The following is a 21,185-nucleotide window of genomic DNA, read 5'->3' as shown; positions in this document are numbered from 1 at the left end:
GGCAAGGATTACATTAAATGAAAAAACGGGTATTGATTGGGTTTGGCACTCGCCCGGAGGCAATCAAAATGGCGCCTCTGGTTAAGGTGATGCAACAAAGTGCCGACTTTGACTCGATAGTTTTAACAACCGGTCAACACAAGGAGATGCTACGGCAGGTCTTGGAGGTCTTTGGGATTATCCCAGATTACGAGATTGAGTTAATCCGAAAGTCCCCAGATCTAGCTGAGCTGACCACCGCCTTGATAGAGATTGCCGATCGGGTCATCGTGGAAGCCTCGCCTGATGTTGTTTGTGTTCAGGGCGATACGACAACGACTTTCGCTCTCTCGCTTGTGGCATTTTACCACAAGATAAAGGTGGTTCACCTAGAGGCAGGCCTGCGCACCGACAGCAAATTTTCCCCGTTTCCCGAAGAGATCAATAGGCGACTGACTTCCACCCTTGCTGATCTTCATCTAGCTCCGACTCCGATTTCGGCGGCGAATTTGATTCGAGAGGGTGTGGACGAGGCAAAGATTGTCATCACGGGCAATACCGTTATTGATGCACTTTTGAGCGTGGTGAATGGGGGTTTCCCGTTCGAGACAGAGATTGTGCCAAAGATCCTTTCTGGCAAGAGAGAATTTGTTTTGGTAACCATGCATCGAAGAGAGGCTTGGGGAGAACCGATGGTCATGGTCTCCAAGGCGATAGGCGAGTTGGCTAAAACTTTCAAAGACCTCGATTTTGTGCTTCCACTTCATCCAAATCAATTAGTGCAAGAGGCAATGCGAAGTGGCGTGAGTGGCCTAGATAATGTGATTATTACCGAGCCGGTGCCCTATGGGGACTTCTGTCGCTTGATGAATGGTGCAAAGATGGTTATTACAGATAGCGGTGGAATTCAAGAAGAAGCGCCATCGCTCGGAAAGCCGGTTTTGGTCGCTAGAGACACTACCGAGCGACCCGAGGCCGTCATGGCAGGTACGGCAAAGTTAGTTGGGACGCAACCGTCGCAGATCGTCGCTGAAGCCTCGAGGCTTTTATCGGACCCACAATATTTTCGATCGATCGCTCAGATTGCGAATCCATTTGGTGATGGTAGCGCGGCACTCAGATCACTTATGGCAATTGGCTATCTCTTTGGAATGGCACTCAAGCCGGCGGATTTCGTAGCTGACTCTTTGAGGGACTCTAAGGTTCTGGCCTCCTAGGCGATAAAAATGGTGACTTATCCCAAGGATGGACCTAGCCTATTAGGAAAATGTTTTAGAGCTGGAGCTACTTTAGCAATCTTAGGGGTGGCCCTAACTAGTTGTCTTGGTCCCACAAAGGTCAAGTCTTCATCGGCCCCAACGACGGTGGTCAATGGTCGAACTCTTTCTACTACGTCGTCTACCTCGAACATAGTGGTGTTACCTGGACCTCCGTCTACAACCTTGACTTCATCACCTAGCATTGCACCGCCACCACTGGTTGCCCTACCTAATATCACTCCAGGGCCACCAGGAACTGTTCTGCTGAGCGCTTTCAATGCAAATGGTTCGCTAATTTCATGGGGAAACTTTAGATCTATTGAATCTAATAACACTGGATCCAATGGATACGACGATGCGCTTTTGAATCCAAAGACCCTTGAAGTTGAAGATCTTGGACCTCTCTATAACCAAGGGATAGGTGTTAGTGCTGCGTTGGATGTGACAGGATATGAATCTTTGTCTTTGGCGTGGCCGTCTGATTTGGGATATTCGAATTTGATCTGCGACCTTCCAGGGGCTGGTCAATACAATTTTGATCAGGTTTGTTCTTTGTCTCTCCTTCGAGATGTCTCTGAGATATTGTCAGAGCATAAGGGAATGACATTGACTTTGGGTCAAGCTTCCACCTTCAACTCGATTGCAAGCCAGTTGCTCAAACCGGCCGGTGGGAGTTTTAACCAAAACCAACTCCAGGCGGCAATGGACCTCGATGTAAGTGTTACAAGTGACGCGGGCCTCTATCAGATTTCTACGGTTGGACTAGCCAATAATTATCGATATGGACTTACAATTGACTCCCCAGCCATTGCGATTACGACTCTTCGATCACTAAAGAGCATCTATCCAACCGGTGCCCGGGTTCGATTGGTAATAGATCCAGGCACGCCTCTTTCTAGATATCAATCTATTATCAATTTTGCCCATTCACTTGGTATATCAGTGATGGTGGAGTTGGTGGATTCACAATACATGGCATCGATGAACCTTGCCAACTATGAGGCTCGCGTAAGTCAAATCGTAACGACTTTACGGAATGTTGACTCATACGAAATTGGAAATGAAGTAAATGGCAATTGGCTGGGCACGAACGTCGCTGCCAAGGTGGCCTATGCAATTAGCTTCGTTAGATCTCACTCCTCGGCAACTACCTTGCTAACGCTCTATTGGCAGTTGGGTGAAGATACTGCCTCTAATTCAATATTCAATTGGTTTGCTACAAATATCACAAACAGTGAACTTTCTGGAGTAAACGATATAGGTATCTCTCTCTACCCACAAGAAGCACCAATGGGTACCGCATTTCATCGGATATTGGATACTTTGCACAGCCAGTTTGCTCCAGGTCAGAGGATCTTTATCACCGAATTGGGCTATGGTGGCTCTGGAGTTACGGGAAGCTGGTGGTGGGGAAGTCCCGGTGTCGCATCGGACTCCCAGCGAGCAGCGGTGGCTTCTCTCTATCAGGATGAATTGGCTGGCTTTAGCTTTAGTGGCGGTGGGACTTTTTGGTGGTACTTTGGTGAAGAGTACAAGAGCAATCTTGGCTTAGATTCTGCCTTGGCAAATTTTTATCAACTAAGCCACCCCAAAGCGCCCTAATGCGTCGCTTGAGCTAGGTATCGCAATATATAGATACAACTTAGAGTAGGATTTACGAATTTCCTTTCACGGAAAATGCAGTTATGTGCCTTCTGGCTAAATATTCCCGGTGATTCGATAAAATTTCGGTAAGTTCTAGCGAATTCGTAGTCATAAGAGACTTCCGTCTTAATTTTATAAAGTAATATTAACAAATTGTGAGATTTTACTTTTTTTGGGTAAGAAAAATCTTTATTATCCGTATAATAGTCACATAGGGTGGTAACAAGAGGTCGGGCATATTTTATGCTGCCCATAAAGGAATGGTTTTATGTCTGGTGTAGGAACTACATTAACAACGCTTGGAAATGTGACAGGGACGACCCTAGGTAGTGTCGCTACTACCCTTGCAGCAGGCCAAACAACCGGAGTTGCCCATGACGCTCTTGCCTTTACTGGCTTTGCCCTGGGAGGCTATGCGCTTTTAGTGGCGGGCCTGGCAGTAGTTGGTTTAGTGGTAAAGATCTTCAACCATTAATATTGTTTTTTGATGTGGCTTTTGCTTCATCTGCTTTAGGTTTCATAAATATCGGTCTTATAAAAGAGTCCAAGCCGGTTCTCGCGTGATATTATCCGGCTTTAATATATGTTCAATTTCATACAGCGAAAGTTTCAACAAGGAGTGTCGGGATGTCTAGGACGACGGTAGTTAAGCGAGATGATAAGCATAGATTTGGAAGTACGGTAAGTATTTTCCAAAGGGGCAGGTCCTTTCCTGTTGTACGGTTAGCCATGTCGGCACTGGCAATGGCCACGGTTGCGAGCGCTGGTGTTGGAGGTCTTACCGCTACCAAGGCGTTCGCCGAAGATTCGACTACTCCCGCCAACATAGCCAAGAGTATTTCAGCAACTGCCCCGGGCTCTACAGTTTGGGGAACTATCTCATTGCCGGCTAAAACGCTTGTCCTCTACGACACAACTGGTCCATGGGGATATCTTGGTCAGATGTATGCTATTTCGCTTGGGAACCTAGCGTCGAACGCTGGGATGGTTGCCGCACAACCGGTGGTTGACTACACAGCTGGTGAGATGAGTAAGTTCACTGCTGTGATTTATGTAGGATCTACCTACGGTGAGCCCATTCCACAATCTTTCATAAATGATGTTACGACCTCCTCCACCAAGGTACTTTGGTTGGGGGAGAATCCATGGGTGTTGGATAATTCGTCCACAACTGCTACGAGCGCGTTCATCAACAAATACGGGTGGGATCCTTCGACTAGTTATTTTGATACAAATAACATTGCATCGGTTAATTACAAAGGACAGACGCTCTCTAGAAACCCCTTGGCGGGTGGCGTTATCGGGCCCAACATAGTAACGCCTACTAAGGTGACAGTGCTTGGCACTGCCAATTGCACTACGACTGCCGGTGTGGCTATCCCCTGTGCAAGCCAGGCGCGAGTCAATGGGGCTACTAGCTTTCCGTGGGCGATTTCCTCTGCTAACTTGACTTACGTTGGAGAGAACCCGCTTTCTTACATGACCGAGACGGATCGATACCTTGCATTGGCAGATTTGGTCCAAGGGTTGACGGCTCCTGCGGTAACCGGCCATACCGCGCTAGTGCGTCTTGAAGATATCAGCGTCAGTGACTCAAACCGTCAGTTGTTGGCAGCAGCGCGGTACCTTCATTCCCAGCACATTTCGTTTGGCATAAACCTCATTCCTCACTGGTTGGATCCGCTTGGAACCTATAGCAACGGTGTCCCAACCAACATTCCATTGACCTCGCCAAAGGCGAAGAGCTTTGTTGCGACCATCAAGAAGATGATACGGTTGGGCGGGGTATTGGGACAAGAGGGATACACCCATCAGTATTCGAATATACCAAATCCATATGACGGTACGACCGCAGATGATTTCGAGTTCTATCGTGGACAATGTGCAACTACAGCGTCAGCGCCGTATACCTTTGTAACTCCGTGTGCAAATACAGATTGGGTTATAGAAGAGGGGCCACTGCCGGGAGACTCAGGATCTTGGGCTGCTTCGAGAGTCCAGGCTGGCCTGTCTGAGATTGCTGCGGTTGGTCTTCCTCGGCCGACCTATTGGGTAACGCCTCATTACGCGGCTTCTTCTGTGGATTATTTGGCCTTTGCGAAGTACTACGGTTCCAATACAACGACCGCTGGATACGATCGAAGGCTTTACTTCGGTGGGCAATTGAGCACGCCTGCTGCTCCTAACTATTCGCAAGTGATGGGTCAGTTCTTCCCCTATATGGTTCATGACTTATACGGATCCACGGTTATCCCAGAAAACCTTGGTGACTATGAGCCGATTGCGCTAAATAATCACCCAGCTAGGACTCCAGCCGACATAGTTGCTGAGGCTAAGGATAATTTGGCCGTTCGAAATGGGTTCGCCAGTTTCTTTTATGATCCTTCTTATGGGACTAGTGCCCTCACTCAGATAGTTAGTGGAATTCAGGGCTTAGGCTACACCTTTGCATCGCCGAAGACATTACTAGGAGCACAAAGCACCACTACCTTTGGAGCTTCATCTGGAAGTTAACAAATTGAAATAGATCAAGAGGGTCATGTGCAATCGATCACTGCATTATTGATACTTCTCTTTCTGGCCTATGGCGTTGGTTATGTGGTTCTCTCGAGAATTAAAAAGCCAATGCCACCGGCGATTGAGGAAGCCGCGGAAGAGATTCACTTTATCTTTTTGCTGCCCTGTCTAAATGAAGGCGCAGTCATTGGGCGAAGTCTGGATCGACTATTAGAGCTACCGTATAAAAATAAGAGCGTCGTCGTCATAGACGACGCTTCTGACGATAATACCTATGATGTCGTAGCAGGATATTTCGACCGTCGTGTCTCGCTGTTGAGGCGCGAACTTCCAGATGCACGTCGAGGCAAAGGCGAAGCTCTCAATGCCGCCTATCGAGCAATCACATCGTCGCCGGAGATTGTAGCGTCCGATCCGTCCAAGGTGGTTCTGTGCATTGTGGACGCCGACGGTCGTCTTGAAAAGAATGCACTTGCTCGGGTAGCTCCATACTTTAGTGACCCAAAGGTTGCAGCCGTTCAGATTGGCGTGCGCATGTACAATAGCGCCAAGTCTCTTTTAGCCCGGATGCAAGACTTCGAGTTCCTAGTCTTTACCGAGATCTTTCAACGGGCTCGCCATCAAATTGGCAGTTCTGGACTAGGTGGAAACGGGCAGTTTAATAGATTGAGCGGATTGGCGGATTTAGGAGAATCTCCTTGGTCAAACTGTTTAACTGAAGATCTTGACCTTGGCTTGAAATTGATTGAGCGTGGATGGGTGAATGCCTTTTGTCAGGAGACCTACGTTGCCCAGCAAGGCGTCACTGTATTTTCAAAGTTGATTCGACAACGGACTAGGTGGTTTCAGGGCCATTTGCAATGTTGGCACCACATGCCCAAGCTTATCAAAGCTCGCTTACCGGTGACGGCAACGATTGACCTTTTGTATAACCTCATGGGGCCAATGACCGTCCTTTTGCTTAGCCTGTCAATCGTAACGGTTATGGTGGCGAATATTTTTATCGCGATTTCAATGCCGATGAGGTATCTACACGCGGTGACGTCTAACTATGGCCTGCCGTTGATCATTGTTTATCTATTTTCGTTTGGATTTAGCCCAATCTATGCCTACTTATATTTAAAGAACACTCCAGGCGTCGGCATCATGAAGGGCCTATTTTATGCCCATATATATGTGCTTTATTCCTACATTTGGTTTATATCTGGTTGGAAGGCCATTTTTCGAATCGTGTTTCGGAAAAAGGGTTGGTCTAAGACCTCTAGATTTACTAAGCAGCTAGCTATATTAGATCCCTATGAAACCAGTTCTTCTAGGCCTAACCCAAATAGGCCAAGACAAACAGTAATGTCTTTCGGCCAAGGAGGGTCCGTCGCCGATGTGGCAATTGACGATCTGGAATTGATTGCAAGGGAACTACCGAAGGCATTTTTGGATGATCTCGTGAGAAGAGAATCTACGGTCTCTGGGTGGGGGTTTCTCTGGCCCGAACTTCAATCTGACACTTTCGAATAAGCATTTGATAAATGAGAAAAATTCTATCGAAATCAAGTCCGAGCCATCCTAGGGCCAGATCGACAGTGGCCTTCTTGCGTTGGTTTGTTTCACTTTTAATATTGACCGTTACATTGGCTGCTTGCTCGGCGGCAACCGTTCCATCGACCGGTTCCACCTTTACTATGGCTCCTAAAGAGACGCTAAGTGCGTGGGGAGGAACTTCCCCCATCGTCGTCGCAGGCGGACCGAGCGAGATATCCAAAGCTTTGAATATCCTACGTTCTGGAGGCTTAGCGGCATATAGCGAATCGATTTCATTCCTCACAAATGCATCAAGCCTTGTCGTGCTCGGTGATGCAATTTTGTCAAAGCCACAGATCGATGCGATATTGACCTGGACTAGAAGGGGTGGTTATCTAGTTAGCTTTAATCGAGTGCTCAATAGCGCTTTAGGGGTGAAGCTTTTGCCAGCTAACCTCTACCCAAAAGCATTGGTTCCTTTTGTTGGCACTCCGGTTACCATCAAAAATCCCATAAAGATTACACCAATTTCACTCACTAAGGGCTTTAATCCACTCGTATTTGGAGGTAGTGCTGCTAACCCCTCCAACGCGTTTGTCGCCAGTGAGGGGTTCGGAATTGGAAAGGCACTGATTTCGACCTTTGATCCATTTAGTGGTGGTTTCCTTGGATATGAAGTTATTCCGTCACTGGCGAGGGTGATCGGGGGCTTTACCAACGCCCCTCATGGTGCTCAATCCCTCATGACGACAGTATTTGTTGATCCTGGTGTTTTGGGGCCGAATCTGGAGTACAACTATGCTCAGATCGCTAACGATCTTTATGGTGTTCGTGCCGTTGAACTTGCTGCTTGGGACTTTGGTTTTTCTGTTCCATCGGCGAACTACCCCTATCAAAAATTGATCAGCGCTCTTCACGCGCGTGGGATTTTAGTTTATGCATGGCTGGAACCGCCATTTGTGAACGATGCCCTATGGCAAAAGTATCCTCAGTGTCGTGAGAAGACACAAAGTGGAAGTCAGGCGATTGGCGGCTGGCGCGAGCTGATTGCACTTGAAGATCCAACTTGCTATGCCTTAGCATGGGGCCAATTTAGCAAGGTGTTGACGTCTTACAACTGGGATGGTGTCAACTTTGCTGAACTCTATTTTGAGACGTTGGCAACTCCGGCTCTTTCGACTCCTTATTCTTCGGCTGCGCTGAGTCAATTTGGTAAAGACCCACTTACCAACCCTGCCGCATGGATACAATTTCGATATTCCCTTGTTGACCGTCTATATTCGGAGCTATTGAAATCGGCAAATGGACTTGCAAACGCAAAGTCACTAGCGTTTCAGATTACGGTAATCGATGACTCGATAGACCCGGTTGAGGCTCAGGATATTGGTATGAATGTCCATCAGTTGGCAAAGGTGGCGTCAAATGGGGGTGCATCGATGATTATCGAAGATCCTTATACCGTGTGGACGCAGGGACCCAATCGCTACGTCGGAGTCAATAAATACATTTCGTCGATGGTGACAACACCCAACTATTCGATCGATATAAACGACGTTCAAAGAGGTGCGTCAGCCGCACCGACGCCAAAACCCACCATGGGCGAATTCAATTTGGCCTCGATGTTTGCGGGCGCGAATAGCTCGAGAGTTGACTTTTACGCACTGGGAACTATTGCTAGCTACGATATGGCTAATCTGTCGTATGGTGTTGCGGGCAGTACTGTGTATTTTCCAAATGGACTTTCGTCAAAGTTTCCCGTTGTCTTGTCCGTGAAATCATCCTATGGAAGACTTAAGGTGGATGGTGTACAGTGGCCAGTTTCTGGCGGAGTTGGCGTCATTCCTGCGGGGCAACATAATTTGGTTTGGGAGAAGGGTTCACCTCTTTCGCCGGGGTTGATGAGAATTGATGCAGCAATTTCCACAGCTAAGGTCATCTCGAGCAAAAGTATCTCATTTGATTACTACTCAAGAAGTGCTACCTACGCGCTTTTGTCTGCTCTACCTAGATCTATTACCGCTAAAGGTGGTGCGGCTATAACTTTCCAACCCCGCCAGGATCCACTCGGGGGCTATTGGGTACGGCTTCCTAGCGGCACCCAAAGTATTACGATTGACTTTTAATCAAGTTTTTCAATTTACGCTAATGCTTATTAATATAAATTCGAAGATACTATTTATGGTGGCGATCGAATTCATGGGTTCTGTATCGATCATTGCGAATTCTTATCTTATTGGGAACGTACTGGGTTGTTTTAGGATATCAGGGATATTATCTCGTTCGAGCTATTTCTCTAAAGCGTAAGCGTTCTTTGAGCTTTGCTTGTTGGGCTCTAGTCGTAATAATAAAGTCGGGATTGAGTGGATCTTTGTCTTCGGCTGCGATGTCGTGACTCATAGCGCTGAAAGTTCTTTGGGTTTATCTCCTATGAAAGTGGATAACCTATCTAATGAGGCTTATGAATGATGGATACTCCCTGAGATATCATTGATTTATCGATTTGATTTATCGATTTGATTTATCGGATTGATTTATCGAATTGATGGAGCTTCCAGGATTTGAAGGTACCCTATCTTTCGGTCTTATCGTCAATTTGAGTTGGCCTGTTTTTTACGATTGATTAAGGTGAAAAGGCTATCGTGCTTTAGATGCAATATTATTTCGAAGATTACAACTCATTCAAAATTAGAAGTTGGCTCATTTTCGAGATTTACTTACCTTTGATGGTTAGGCTTTTTAGAGTATTAATTTAATTTTTGGGATAAATTGGGGCTTACAGTCGTTTGGTGATGAAGTAGTGATTAAGGTGGTTTTTAAAAGCTAATCGCGAGGCAATTTAATCGCGAGGCAATTTAATCGCGAGGCAAATTTCTAAAGGTCAAATGATACCTAAATTTCGGATTGCGCGATGAGTAGTGCCGCTAGAGATGGTTGGCATACAACCGATATCGGCGATTATGACCCGCCCTCTTTTTGAATTAAGGCATATCGTAAATGGGGATCTGCGCAGAGGATGAAGATTAATTTTAGCACTATGAGTGGATTTTGCTTCCGCCAAAGTGGCGTGGAACTGGCAACGGCACAAACTTATTGATTGCCAGTTTCTAAGGCCGTTGTTTCCTCGTTGGGAATTTCGTGGGGAATTGACTTTTACGTTACGATATCTATTGGTATCTTTATTGAAATATTTGAATCGTTACGCTTGGATGCGCTTCAAAGATATTGATGGCCCTACCCATTACGAATGGGCATTGATGTAGTTGGATTGAGATAAATTGTTGGGTGATTCCAGCACAAAGAATCGAATAAGTTGTATTTAGAGTATCTAATTTATTTGAAGGGGGCCATAGTCAACGGATGAGTCCTCATCGTAGAGGCCAAAAGATCCTGAGAGATATGGGTTCTGATTGTCGGTGAATGTCACAATTGGTGTTCCATTTACACTAACTGAGATGGTCGAGCCGTTCATGATGACATTGATCTTGTACGTCGCTCCAACGGGGAATGTTGGGGAAGATCCAGTGGCCATGAACCGCTGATTGCCGCGATAGCTTGGATCTTCTTTTCCTAGCTCCCACCCGGTTGGCTTTGCCAGAAAGTAGTAGAAGTGAGTGTTATTGGTGTAATGAAAGAGCACCCAACCTTCTTCCCAAGGGTTTGGGGGAGTGCCGGTTCTAAGTTGACTGATAGTTCGGTAGGTAAAGGTCGCGTTGAAATTTCCATAGTTTGAGGTTGTGGTCACTAGTGCGGAGTGTGTGACGTTGGAAGCGTTTGCAACTGCTGGTGAGAGATTTAGCGAAGGGCCAAGGACTGGGTCGTTTACACGATTTATTGATCCATAGCCGTTAAAGTCGACAAACCACGGACCATAGGTTTGACCAGGTGTACCTTGGTTGTTTGTTGGAAAGGACGAATACCCTATTGTTCCCAAAGGTGTGGTTGTAGTGGGGGTAGCTGCGGTTGTAGATGTGGTGGTCGTGGCTATAGGCTTCGAGGTGGTCGGAACTGCGACTGGAGCCGGAGCCTGGCTTGGAGCAGCCGTTGTCACCGGAGATACTGCGAGAGATGTGGCAGTTACTCTTTGGCTTGTAGGATTGGCATTTTGACTAAGTAGTGCGGCGTTCGCTAAAGTTGCGTTCTTGGTTGGCTGGGTCGGGTTTGATATCGTTGCTTGTGAAGCGGTGGTCTTTTCTTGGCCGATAGCGGTAGTCGATGTTGCTTGAGAGCTAGGCGTAGTGGATCCCAAGGTATTGACCAGGGATATTCGGGTTAGAGATACTTGGGCCGACTTGGCGGCACCTGTTGCAATAATTGGTGCATTGACCATATTCGTTTGAGAAGTCAATCCCGGGCTAAGTAGGGTGACGGAGGCTGTGTTGGCCATGTTTACCCCGGCTTCGTGAGCTACAACTGCCGTTGTGAGCGGCATGATCGCTATCGCCGTAAGTCTGAACAGAATCGGTGCCTTCAAAGCTATCTTCATACTTTGTGTATCGTCACTGAGAGTGATAATTATAAGTTAGAAATCATATTAGCGCGTTGATTGACGCTACTTTAGGCGCTCGCAGTGTAAATTATCACTGGAAATCTCTTGGCTGACCACTGAAATCGAAGGTTGTCACTCAGGTCCAAAGATGTGGGATCCATTGATGTTGGCGTCGATGGCGCCCTAGTATGTCAAGGCGGCAATTGCTCATTTTGCTGTCTGAATATCTTTGAGCGAGAGTGAGGTGTGAGAGAGAATGCGAGAAGAAGATCCGATTCTAACAAATCGAGCACTTTATATATTTTCTGTTACCTGCGGTGCGAGTGTTGCATCGACTTATTACCTTCAGCCGATCTTTCCATCTGTCGGAAGATCGCTTCATATTTTGCCGGCCACTGTGTCGTTAGTCTCTACGGTGTTGCAACTTGCTTATGCACTTGGCCTTTTGCTCGTGGTACCACTCGGGGATCTGTTCGATAGGCGTAAGTTGATTCCATTTTTGTTGGGGTTGTCGTCTCTGTCACTTCTGGGGGTGGCATTGTCGCCAAACTTCGGCCTCTTTCTCTTTTTTTGCGCTCTTGTTGGCGTTACATCGGTGGTGGCTCAGATCACAGTTGGTTTTGTGGCTACGATCGCCGAACCTGCTAGAAGAGGAGCGCAAGTTGGTACCGTTATGAGTGGACTTTTGATGGGAATTCTTCTGGCGCGAACCATCTCTGGGACGATCGACCAATTCTTTGGATGGCGTGCAATCTTTGTCATGGGTGCAATAGCAGTTGGAGCTTTGGCCTTGGTGATCGCTCCCAATATCGCCACCTTACCGAGATCGCACCAAGGTGGATATGGTTCCCTCTTGGGCTCTTTGTTAGTTACCTTCAAGGCGGAGCCAGTTGTACGTCAGGCATCACTTCTTGGCCTGTTGCAATTTATGGCCTTTTCGATATTTTGGAATACCTCTTCGCTTCAGTTGTCGTCGGAAAAATTACACCTAAGTCCCTTTGATATCGGCCTTTTTGGTCTGATTGGTGCTGCGGGAGCGACTGCGGCACGAATTTCAGGCAAACTCGCCGACCAGGGCCGTCAGTTTGCCGTCTCACTTTTTTGTGCAGCCTTGATAGTCGTCGCCTTTGGTTTGTTGTATCTCTTTGAATATAACTTAGTTGTGATCGTGATTGCGGTTTTGCTCTTGGATTTTGGGGTTCAAGGGGCACATATTGCGAATCAATCTGTTATTTATGCCATTGGGCAACAAGCCAGAAGTCGCATCACAAGCATCTATATGACCTCTTATTTTTTTGGAGGCGCAATCGGCTCATTTCTATCTACCTTGTTCTTTAGACAGTATGGCTATAGGTCGGTGGCTATCTATGGCTTCGCGGTTGGATTGACTATAGTTTTCGTTCGGTTCATTATTGGAGATGTGCAAAAACGCTATCGTTTGCTGCAGAAGTAGTTGGTTCCATCGAATCTCTGAGGCGTCATTGCGATAGCACGAAGTTTTTTGCACCTTAGATCTATCAACGAGCTTCAATCAACTATTTTTTAGTGTTAGCTCGCAAATATACCGGGGCCTTTACTTCTATGCTGGCGCTATGGCAAATAGTGGATTTTACGAACGAATTGGTGATGGAAAGTTTTTCCCGAACGAAGCGACCATTGGTCCGTGGTCGTCTGATGCACAGCACGGCGGACCTCCGTGTGCACTTTTAGCAAAGATGATGGACGACTTTTCGCGTTCGGATTCCACCTTTATATCGAAGATCTCGATAGAGTTTTTGAAGCCGGTTTTGTTCGGGGTGGTTGAAGTATCGCTTCGGATAGTGCGACCGGGTTATAAGGTATCTTTGGTTGAAGGAGAACTGGCTGTAAATGGAGAGCCGACCTTGCGCGGGCGTGCATGGCGACTCCGCAAGACTCCGAATCGGGTGCCCGAGGTTTCAATGGCAGAGGGCTTGGTCTTAGATCCAGAAGCATTTGAAGTGTTAAATCTTGACGCATTCCCTTACATATCAAATATTGAATGGAGATTCGAGGAGGGGTCCTTCTATGATCCAGGCCCCGTATTGGTACACGCTAGACCAAAGATCCCCCTAATTTCCAATGAAACCACCTCCGGATTAGCGGAGATGATCATCGTTGCCGACTCTGCGAATGGGATATCCCAAGAATTAACGATGGGAGAGTTTGTCTATGTCCCGGTTGATCTAATGATAAGTATTCTAGATGAGCCGATACCAGGTGAATTTATCAAATACGACGCTCGAACCAGGATTGATCCAGGCGGTGTTGGAACTTCGATAATGACTATCTCTCAAGGTGGACGTCTAAAGGCCAGTAGTTTGCATACTTTATATGTTGATAAGGGCAAGGCTTAGAAGAATTACTTCGAACAAAGCCTTGCCCTATTCGTATTTTCTCTATTTGCAGGCAGGAAGCTATTAGAGAAAAAGGCGGCCACTGTTCGTCTAGTGTTGGTAAGAGGAAGGAATGCGACCCATTTTTCCGCTTTGAAAATCGTCAAATGCCTCTTGCAGCTCGGATCTTGTATTCATCACGAATGGTCCATGCCAGGCCACGGATTCTTTAATCGGCTGTCCACCCAAGATTAGCAGTTCGAGTTTGTCTGGAGCATTTCGCTCGTCTCCATAAAGGGTTATATGGTCACCCCGCCCGAGGACGGATAGATTTCCAGTTTTGATTGAAGCTTTATCCGAACCAACGAAACCTTGTCCGCTTAAAACGTATACCAACGCGTTGAAGTTGGATGGCCAGTTCAATTCGACCATTGAGTTGGGTTCAAGGGTAGCATGGACAAAGTTAATGGGGGTCATGGTAGAGCCCGGGCCGGCGTATCCGTCGATTTCACCAGCCACGATGCGTATGAGGGCTCCACCATCAGGCGTCGTAACCAATTTGACCTTATCGGATTCCAAGTTTTGATACCCTGGTGGTGTCCACTTGGACCGTGCTGGAAGATTGACCCAAAGCTGAATTCCATGAAATAGACCTCCAGACACTACAAGGGATTCAGGTGGTCTCTCTATGTGTAAGATTCCAGCTCCTGCGGTCATCCATTGCGTGGCGCCATTTTGGATTATTCCACCACCACCGGTCGAGTCATTGTGAACGAAGGTGCCATCAATCATGTAGGTGACTGTTTCGAAGCCGCGGTGTGGATGCCAAGGGGTTCCCTTGGGTTCACCGGGTGCATAGTTTACCTCTCCCATTTGGTCCATGTGGATGAAGGGATCTAGATAGGCTAGGTCGACGCCGTGGAAGGCTCGCCTTACTGGGAATCCTTCTCCTTCGTGACCCTTGGGGGCATTAGTAATCGAACTAACAGAACGTGAAGTGGAGATGGATCTGTCAATTCTGTTAGTCCTCGGCAGGACGAGGAGGTCGGAAACTGTTACAGCTGGCATTTTATTTACCTCAAAGTGTCTATAGTTGCGCACGCAACTAAAATTATAACCAACTTATGGCACAGTTGTATTCCAACTGTCGCTGAAAATCAGGGATAAATCCAAAGGCCATGATATGACGCCACCTCTATTGGTCTTTGGGTGTTCAAGCTGGAGTGGAGTGGGGGATGTCAAAACTTCTCACGAGTTGCATAGTTGGCTACTTATCCAAGAGCCAGCTAGACCAGATAAACCAAGGGCAATTGGATCGGAGTTTTGGGAGAATTTCCTAGTGGGAGGGATGATCTTCTTGGAATCAGGGTGCATGTTTTGGGAGGGTCTGTGCCTTAAACGTCTGTGTATTAGATGGTGTCATCGTGTCTTTGAGTTCCCTGTGCAAACTGCACCTTTGACACATAGCTTTTGAACTAGAGATCCAGGGCATTTATGTGTGGAATTCCTAGATAATTTATCGATTTAAGTGCCCCCCCTGGGACTCGAACCCAGAACCGCCGGATTAAAAGTCCGTTGCGCTAACCATTGCGCCAGGAGGGCAGTCCGATCTAGAAACGTATTCCGGAGTATGACAGAGTCTAACCTCGGCCCTTGGGCTATGAGTCCGATTTGTTGTAGGCAAACCGATGGATTTTGCATCCTTCCAGCACCTGGAGCCGACTCATTAGACCAAAATCGTCCAATTCACGTCAAGAACAGCTTTAAAGGTTAGTCGATTAAGGCTGCGCTTCATCGATTCAGTTTTAATTTTTCGTTTCGATTGGAATTTGATCTTTGTTCTAAATTTTCCTTGTAGATTCCATGGTCAATTAATGTTGCCTTCAGAATGGAGGACTATTACTGATAGTGATGAATGCGAACGGTAATGAGGAAATAGTCAACGACTATGGTGAAATGAAACGGCCTCCCATAGTCCGAATCGAATCTCGGATATCGACTGGTTTGGAGCGGACACCAATCTCGGGCAATGGCCTCAGCGAGCCACTTCATCCGGCGATTGCTCCAATCGTAGAAGAGATCTTTCACCCAGAAATTGACGATCAGGGTCCCAAACGAGCGGTATTGGCAAATACACGTCTTACATCTTCCATAGGACTTTTGATCTTTCTTGAGTTGTTTGTAATTGGCATTACCATACCTGTGGTCGGCCAACTCTTTACACTTCATGCAATCATTGGCTTTATGCTAATCCCACCACTTTTGTTTAAGCTAGTTTCGACTGGGTATCGATTTTTTCGCTACTATAGTGGCGCTCCACGATATAAAGCCGCTGGTCCGCCACACACCCTTTTGCGTGTTGCGGCACCATTATTGGTATTATCGACCGTGGCTTTAATGGCCTCAGGTGTGGTGCTGATGGTGATAGGTCCAACCGCGAGTGCGATGAATACATGGAAAGGGATACATCAAGCCAGTTTCGTCGTTTGGTTTGCTCTGACGGCAATGCATGTTGTCTCCTATCTGCCAAGGGCTGTCTATCAGATGGGTGGTGAAATTCGACTTCCAGCGATTGGTTCCTTTCAGTTTTCAAGCGTGAGACTCAAAGGACGTGAGGCGCGCTTGATCGTGGTCTTGATTGCCATCATCTTTGGTATTGTCGTCGTTAGCCTGGGTTATGGAAGTATCGCTCCGTGGGTTCACCTATTTCAGACCGGTCGGTTGATCAAGGTTCATTAGTTCTTTTTGAAGTTGATTCGATAGCCCCAAGCTAATGGATTCCAAGATGGATAATTGGTGTTTAGTCTTGATCTATCTTTAGTCTTGCTTGGGATGATTTAAGATCTAGCTATCTTTGAGACAATTCTCTAACTAAAAAGTGCTTCGAACGCAATTGCTTGGTCATACTTGATCGTAAACACCTAATCGGCCATACTTGGAGTTATTCAACGCATTGGTCCGCTGGAATTGGCATTAGTCCGACTTGCAACAGGGGCCTACGTTTCACTAAGGATTTGTTCATAAAATGGAGAGCCCTATCTGAAAACTTCAGCTAGGGCTCTCCATTTTTTTATTCTTATTCTTATTTTTACTAGGTTTTACTAGGTTTTACTAGGTCTAAACAAAGTATAAAGATCTACTTCTTTGTATCCCAAAAGATCGTGTCGATCGCGGCAATCTCTGAGAGCAATTTTTCGGCGACTGCTACGTCATTAGTTTTTTTGGCTTCGCCTGCGGTCTTGGTGGCAGACCAAAAGAGCTGATGGAGATCTGGATGTGCTTCTAGATGAGCTGGTTTGAAGTAGTCAGTCCAAAGAACCCAGAGGTGATGCTTGACGAGTTCAGCTCGGTCCTCTTTGATTCTGACAGCACGCTCGCGAAAGACATCATCGCTGGATGCATTGAACTTCTCCATGCAGGCTTTGACTGATTCGGCTTCTATTCGGGCTTGCGCCGGATCGTAAACTCCACAAGGAAGGTCGCAATGCGCAGATGCGATTCGTGGCGCCAAGGTCTTTCTGATTTTCAAGGTATCCTCCGTTTATTTTCATCCGATTCCGATGGTCTCCGAATACGGCCATCCTTGCCGCTATTTTCTTTCATCTCCAATCTACATCGGAATTCGGTTCTTGTAATTGACTTAGTCGGCCAACGTTAATTTTCTGGTGAAAATATAGTTGTCTGATTAGGGGTTTACTTTGTAGGATCGAAGTGAATGAGACCTGTTTTTAGAGTAGAGGTTACCGGATTGAGCATGCTTCCTACTTTGATGCCAAAGGAGAGACTCCTTTGCGTTGGGATCTTTCGACGAAGATCTCTAGCTCTAGGCGCAATAGTTGTGATAGCTGATTTTGAAGCCACAAGTGAGCTTATGGTCAAGAGGGTATCAAAGATTTTCTCAGATGGATCATTTGAGGTGATGGGCGATAACCGAGGTATTTCTATCGACTCACGTCAATTTGGGGTTGTTTCGCCGGATTCCCTGCAGGGGCGAGTCTGGTTTTGCTACTCGCCCAACTTTCGAAGTTTGTGGCGAGCTACATAGAAGAGCTCATAGTGAACATCCCAAAACGCTTTTACATACAATTCCGAGGAGTTGGATAATTTCGTCGAAGGAGTTTTTTAGGGTTATGGCATGGTCGATGGAGCGAAATTTTGGTGCAAAACTTACTTTTTGGCTAATTATAAGGGCAAAAGGGATCGCGCTATTGGCATTGGACTCACCTTAATGATGCCAATAACTTATTGAAGTCTATAATTTTAGATCATGCAAAGACTTGAGTCAGATATCGAGCGGATTCTAAATCTAAAGTTTTATACCGATCTTGATTCGGTTTCAACCGAGGAACTGCGTCTTCGAAAGAAGGATGCTGAAGCCATCGAGGCAATGGTCTCTTACGCCCGGAGGATTACCCAAGGGCGAATGGAAATTTTTGAGTACGATCCGACGACCTTGGCAGCAGAGGGCTCCAGTGCCGATGCGGGGGCAGTCGATCGTCTCGGTGATGTTATTACCCCCAACTCAGGGGGCAGGCAAATATCTTATGGCCGTTTTGTTGACGTCTCGATTAGTCAGGGCCAGATCGATGAAGTCGAGGCTCAGCTTTTAGAATTGATCGCAGCCGCTAGGACACAAGTAAGCACCACGTTAGAAAAGCCTACTCCGGACTCAGTTATTGAATTTTCTAGTTTGAATCAGGTGGAGACGAAGTTATCTGAGTGGCGAAAGCAGCTGTTTATGAGTATAGATGCTATTCATGCTGAGCTGGTGGTTCGATATCGAGATGATGGTTCGATCATCGACAGCCTTTTGAACAAGGTAATTCAAGGCGAAACTTCAGGGGATTAGCACTCCAGAGGTTCTGAGATTCGAACGGTTCTTTCATCAAAGTCGAACTTTTGTGCTTGCGGTCCTGGATTTTTATCATTTTCGTCATTTGGGGATTATTGACCTTTAGGGGATTTTTTGGAGCGTGCTTTTTTAGATGATCTTTGAAGTCGTTTTTTTTCGATCCACATTGGCTCAAAGTGAGCGACATCTACCTATTAGGTTGTATCTCTCTTCTCTGAAACGATAGATGGTCTTGGTGTTATGGTAGTTCCGGAAACAACTTGGAGACGATGATTGTTGTTATCGAAGATGCTTTGGGTAAGAGGTAAGACTTTGTGGGTTTTTATATGACCAATTTTGCCGTAGTTTCGCTCCATAGTTCCCCGCTGGATCAGCCTGGTAGTGGTGATGGCGGGGGAATGAATGTCTATGTTTTTCAATTAGCGTCGGCCCTTGCGAGACTCGGCAATGACGTTAACATCTATACGCGAGCGACCTCGCAAGACGATCCAGCTCGCATTGAAATCGAACCTGGACTAAGGGTCCACAATGTCCCAGCAGGCCCTTTGGCGGCTCTTGATAAAGACGAGCTGCTGGAATATGTCGATGAGTTCACCGAAAATGTGATCGCAAGAATTCAGATAGACCGTTCACTTAAGCCTGATGTCGTGCACTCAAATTATTGGATCTCAGGGTTGGTCGGCCACAAACTGAAGCACTTCTATCAAGTCCCGATGATTACGACTTTTCACACAATTGAAGCCATAAAAGCGATTGGTCGTACGGTTCCAGATGATCGAGTCAGTGAATCCTTTCGGATGGATGCCGAGGATCAGATTGCCGGTTGTTCAGACTTCGTGCTCGCTTCCTGCGACCAAGAGGCGCTCGATATTCAGAGGTATTTGGGTTTAGCTTCGGAGCGAATTGCTGTTGTGCCATTGGGCGTTGAACATGCCTATTTTGCGCCGGGAGATATGGCTATGGCTAGATCTGCAATGGAGCTACCTCAGAACGATCCAATAAGCCTCTATGTGGGCCGAATTCAGCCTCTCAAGGGTCTTGCAACTGCCTTCGAAGCCTTTTCTTGCACCCTAAGTGACTTTCCCAATAGCCGCTTTGTGGTAGTTGGAGGACCTTCGGGCCATCTAGGCGAGGTTGAACTTGACTATTGTTTCGATATGGCTAGATCCAAGGGATTTGAGGACAAGATTATCTGGCGACAGCCAGAGCCTCACATCCGCCTAGCAAGCTACTATCGGGCCGCAAACCTGGTGGTAGTCCCATCGCGTACAGAGTCATTTGGATTAGTAGCCCTAGAAGCAATGGCATCTGGAACCCCCGTTGTAGCCTCAAGCGTGGGCGGATTGAAGTCCCTAATATCGCATGGCCGAACAGGCCTATTGGCTCCTGTGCGAAATGGCGGTGTGTTTGCTAATTTGATGTTGGAGCTTTTGTCTACTCGTGAGCGGTCTTCGATGATAGCCAGAAATGCTCTTATGCAAGCACGGACATACTCTTGGAAGGAAGCGGCTGAGCGAGCGCTTTCGGTAGTGGAATCTTTGGATGTTCGACAATTGATCGAGTGTGGATAAGTGCCCGAGTTGGTCTCTCTAGCCAAGCAGAAAGAACTCTTCATGGAGATCAATGGGTATCTTTTGGACTTTTCTAGCTCTGACATAGTATTGAACGTTGATAGCGATGAGACTATATTTCGCCATTACTTGCGTTGTCGCGGTCAAGAGCGTGAAGTTATTACTATATGGATTACCCAAAGGGGCCGTACAGTAATGTTTGAGAGTACACATTCGGTGATCCCGTCAAACAAGCGGTGCTGTAGACACTCGATGATGGCGTAAGGTTGGGGTAGCTGGCCTATCCTCTGTGGCCTAGGGTGGCTGGACACGGCGCTTTAATTGTGATAGTTATAGTTACGTGGCAAAAACAGTGCGCCAATACGACAACGAGCGGATCGCTTCGCTGGAGGCCGAGAACGTCGTCCTTAGGTCCGAGCGTGACGAGTTGTCTGCCAAAGTGGATGCACTCACAGCCAAGATCGTCGAGCTAACCAAACAGGCTTTCGGGCGTCGCTCCGAACGGGCGAAGATGGCTCAGGATGTGAACGCAGAACCAATAGGCGCCTTGGAAGAAAGTAGCGACCCTGAGCCTGATGAGGTGCCAAGGCGCAAGAGAGGTCAACAACTCGGGCACCGCGGCCATGGTCGACGCAGCTATGACCACCTACCACGCGTACAACAGATCCATGAGCCCGATTCCAAGCTGTTGGTCTGTGGGAGCTGTGGTGCGCCTTATGCGCCTTTCGGAGAGGAACGCTGCGAGGAGATCGACGTCGAGGTGATAGTCCGGGTCATCGACCATATCCGTCCGACGTACCGGAGAGGATGTAACTGCAAGGCGACCAAGGGGGTCGTAGCTGGCGCACCACCAGCGAAGGTAGTTCCAAAAGGTAGGCTGTCGGCTGGGTTCCTCGCCCATATCGTGGTGGCGAAGTTTCTCCTTGGGCTCCCGATCAACCGGGTATGTGCAGCACTTGCGATGCAAGGGGCCAACTTCGCTCCTTCGACTCTGGTGGGAGCGCT

Annotated in this window: 16 protein-coding genes and 1 tRNA gene; 13 read left to right on the top strand and 4 right to left on the bottom strand. The window is 47.2% G+C overall.

From position 1 onward, the window contains the following. Window positions 1-17: 17 nt before the first annotated feature. The 6 genes from wecB (at window position 18) to AXFE_RS12475 (ending at window position 9,040) form a co-directional block, all read left to right on the top strand. The gene (wecB, locus tag AXFE_RS12505) at window positions 18-1,196 is read left to right on the top strand and encodes a non-hydrolyzing UDP-N-acetylglucosamine 2-epimerase (RefSeq protein ID WP_052606298.1); all 1,179 of its coding nucleotides are present in this window, start codon (window positions 18-20) and stop codon (window positions 1,194-1,196) included. 9 nt (window positions 1,197-1,205) lie between these two features. Next, window positions 1,206-2,840: a hypothetical protein gene (locus tag AXFE_RS12495; RefSeq protein WP_152626077.1), complete on the top strand. Its 1,635-nt coding sequence runs from the start codon at window positions 1,206-1,208 to the stop codon at window positions 2,838-2,840. Window positions 2,841-3,150: 310 nt separating this feature from the next. Beyond that, window positions 3,151-3,357 carry a hypothetical protein gene (locus AXFE_RS12490; RefSeq protein ID WP_052606295.1) on the top strand — a complete coding sequence of 69 codons (207 nt, stop codon included), beginning with the start codon at window positions 3,151-3,153 and terminating at the stop codon, window positions 3,355-3,357. A 152-nt stretch (window positions 3,358-3,509) separates the two neighbouring features. Beyond that, window positions 3,510-5,396: a DUF2334 domain-containing protein gene (locus AXFE_RS12485; protein ID WP_082058723.1), complete on the top strand. Its 1,887-nt coding sequence runs from the start codon at window positions 3,510-3,512 to the stop codon at window positions 5,394-5,396. A 27-nt stretch (window positions 5,397-5,423) separates the two neighbouring features. Beyond that, window positions 5,424-6,914: a glycosyltransferase family 2 protein gene (locus AXFE_RS12480; protein WP_052606293.1), complete on the top strand. Its 1,491-nt coding sequence runs from the start codon at window positions 5,424-5,426 to the stop codon at window positions 6,912-6,914. A gap of 65 nt (window positions 6,915-6,979) precedes the next feature. Further along, window positions 6,980-9,040, top strand: a complete 2,061-nt coding sequence (locus tag AXFE_RS12475) for a hypothetical protein (protein WP_152626076.1) — start codon at window positions 6,980-6,982, stop codon at window positions 9,038-9,040. Window positions 9,041-10,242: 1,202 nt separating this feature from the next. On the opposite strand, the gene AXFE_RS12470 is transcribed toward AXFE_RS12475, so the two are convergent. Then, window positions 10,243-11,400, bottom strand: a complete 1,158-nt coding sequence (locus AXFE_RS12470) for a family 16 glycoside hydrolase (RefSeq protein ID WP_052606291.1) — start codon at window positions 11,398-11,400, stop codon at window positions 10,243-10,245. Window positions 11,401-11,659: 259 nt separating this feature from the next. Between AXFE_RS12470 and AXFE_RS12465 the strand changes: the two genes are divergently transcribed. Then, window positions 11,660-12,856: an MFS transporter gene (locus AXFE_RS12465; RefSeq protein WP_052606290.1), complete on the top strand. Its 1,197-nt coding sequence runs from the start codon at window positions 11,660-11,662 to the stop codon at window positions 12,854-12,856. 139 nt (window positions 12,857-12,995) lie between these two features. Beyond that, window positions 12,996-13,778, top strand: coding sequence for a thioesterase family protein (locus tag AXFE_RS12460; RefSeq protein ID WP_052606289.1), 783 nt, complete (start codon window positions 12,996-12,998; stop codon window positions 13,776-13,778). 90 nt (window positions 13,779-13,868) lie between these two features. Here AXFE_RS12460 and AXFE_RS12455 read toward each other — a convergent pair whose 3' ends face one another. Together AXFE_RS12455 and AXFE_RS12450 are read right to left on the bottom strand one after the other, a co-directional pair. Beyond that, the gene (locus AXFE_RS12455) at window positions 13,869-14,825 is read right to left on the bottom strand and encodes a pirin family protein (RefSeq protein WP_052606288.1); all 957 of its coding nucleotides are present in this window, start codon (window positions 14,823-14,825) and stop codon (window positions 13,869-13,871) included. Between the two features lie 461 nt (window positions 14,826-15,286). Next, a tRNA-Lys gene (locus AXFE_RS12450) sits at window positions 15,287-15,359 on the bottom strand. A 306-nt stretch (window positions 15,360-15,665) separates the two neighbouring features. Here AXFE_RS12450 and AXFE_RS12445 point away from each other — a divergent pair. After that, the gene (locus tag AXFE_RS12445) at window positions 15,666-16,496 is read left to right on the top strand and encodes a hypothetical protein (protein WP_152626075.1); all 831 of its coding nucleotides are present in this window, start codon (window positions 15,666-15,668) and stop codon (window positions 16,494-16,496) included. Between the two features lie 397 nt (window positions 16,497-16,893). On the opposite strand, the gene sodN is transcribed toward AXFE_RS12445, so the two are convergent. Beyond that, window positions 16,894-17,286, bottom strand: coding sequence for a superoxide dismutase, Ni (sodN, locus tag AXFE_RS12440; RefSeq protein WP_052606286.1), 393 nt, complete (start codon window positions 17,284-17,286; stop codon window positions 16,894-16,896). 186 nt (window positions 17,287-17,472) lie between these two features. Between sodN and AXFE_RS12435 the strand changes: the two genes are divergently transcribed. The 4 genes from AXFE_RS12435 to AXFE_RS19430 form a co-directional block, all read left to right on the top strand. After that, complete coding sequence (locus tag AXFE_RS12435) at window positions 17,473-17,802, top strand: S26 family signal peptidase (protein WP_052606285.1); 330 nt, start codon at window positions 17,473-17,475, stop codon at window positions 17,800-17,802. A gap of 222 nt (window positions 17,803-18,024) precedes the next feature. Beyond that, entirely contained in the window at window positions 18,025-18,606 is a 582-nt protein-coding gene (locus tag AXFE_RS12430) for an RsiG family protein (protein ID WP_052606284.1), read from the top strand. Between the two features lie 329 nt (window positions 18,607-18,935). Continuing rightward, complete coding sequence (locus tag AXFE_RS12425) at window positions 18,936-20,180, top strand: glycosyltransferase (RefSeq protein WP_052606283.1); 1,245 nt, start codon at window positions 18,936-18,938, stop codon at window positions 20,178-20,180. Between the two features lie 340 nt (window positions 20,181-20,520). Beyond that, the coding region (locus AXFE_RS19430) for an IS66 family transposase (protein ID WP_152626074.1) at window positions 20,521-21,185 on the top strand (665 nt) is incomplete at its 3' end.

This window comes from Acidithrix ferrooxidans, assembly GCF_000949295.1.
In the GTDB taxonomy this organism is placed as follows: Bacteria; Actinomycetota; Acidimicrobiia; order Acidimicrobiales; family Acidimicrobiaceae; genus Acidithrix; species Acidithrix ferrooxidans.
The sequence above is the reverse complement of the archived record's forward strand: the minus strand, read 5'-3'. Positions and strand labels throughout refer to the sequence as shown.

What these genes read in the sequence shown, in the direction of transcription:
- wecB (WP_052606298.1), top strand. Translation starts at nt 18, where the DNA reads ATGAAAAAACGGGTATTGATTGGGTTTGGCACTCGCCCGGAGGCAATC.
- AXFE_RS12495 (WP_152626077.1), top strand. Translation starts at nt 1,206, where the DNA reads ATGGTGACTTATCCCAAGGATGGACCTAGCCTATTAGGAAAATGTTTT.
- AXFE_RS12490 (WP_052606295.1), top strand. Translation starts at nt 3,151, where the DNA reads ATGTCTGGTGTAGGAACTACATTAACAACGCTTGGAAATGTGACAGGG.
- AXFE_RS12485 (WP_082058723.1), top strand. Translation starts at nt 3,510, where the DNA reads ATGTCTAGGACGACGGTAGTTAAGCGAGATGATAAGCATAGATTTGGA.
- AXFE_RS12470 (WP_052606291.1), bottom strand. Translation starts at nt 11,400, where the DNA reads ATGAAGATAGCTTTGAAGGCACCGATTCTGTTCAGACTTACGGCGATA.
- AXFE_RS12465 (WP_052606290.1), top strand. Translation starts at nt 11,660, where the DNA reads ATGCGAGAAGAAGATCCGATTCTAACAAATCGAGCACTTTATATATTT.
- AXFE_RS12460 (WP_052606289.1), top strand. Translation starts at nt 12,996, where the DNA reads ATGGCAAATAGTGGATTTTACGAACGAATTGGTGATGGAAAGTTTTTC.
- AXFE_RS12455 (WP_052606288.1), bottom strand. Translation starts at nt 14,825, where the DNA reads ATGCCAGCTGTAACAGTTTCCGACCTCCTCGTCCTGCCGAGGACTAAC.
- AXFE_RS12435 (WP_052606285.1), top strand. Translation starts at nt 17,473, where the DNA reads ATGAGACCTGTTTTTAGAGTAGAGGTTACCGGATTGAGCATGCTTCCT.
- AXFE_RS12430 (WP_052606284.1), top strand. Translation starts at nt 18,025, where the DNA reads ATGCAAAGACTTGAGTCAGATATCGAGCGGATTCTAAATCTAAAGTTT.
- AXFE_RS12425 (WP_052606283.1), top strand. Translation starts at nt 18,936, where the DNA reads ATGACCAATTTTGCCGTAGTTTCGCTCCATAGTTCCCCGCTGGATCAG.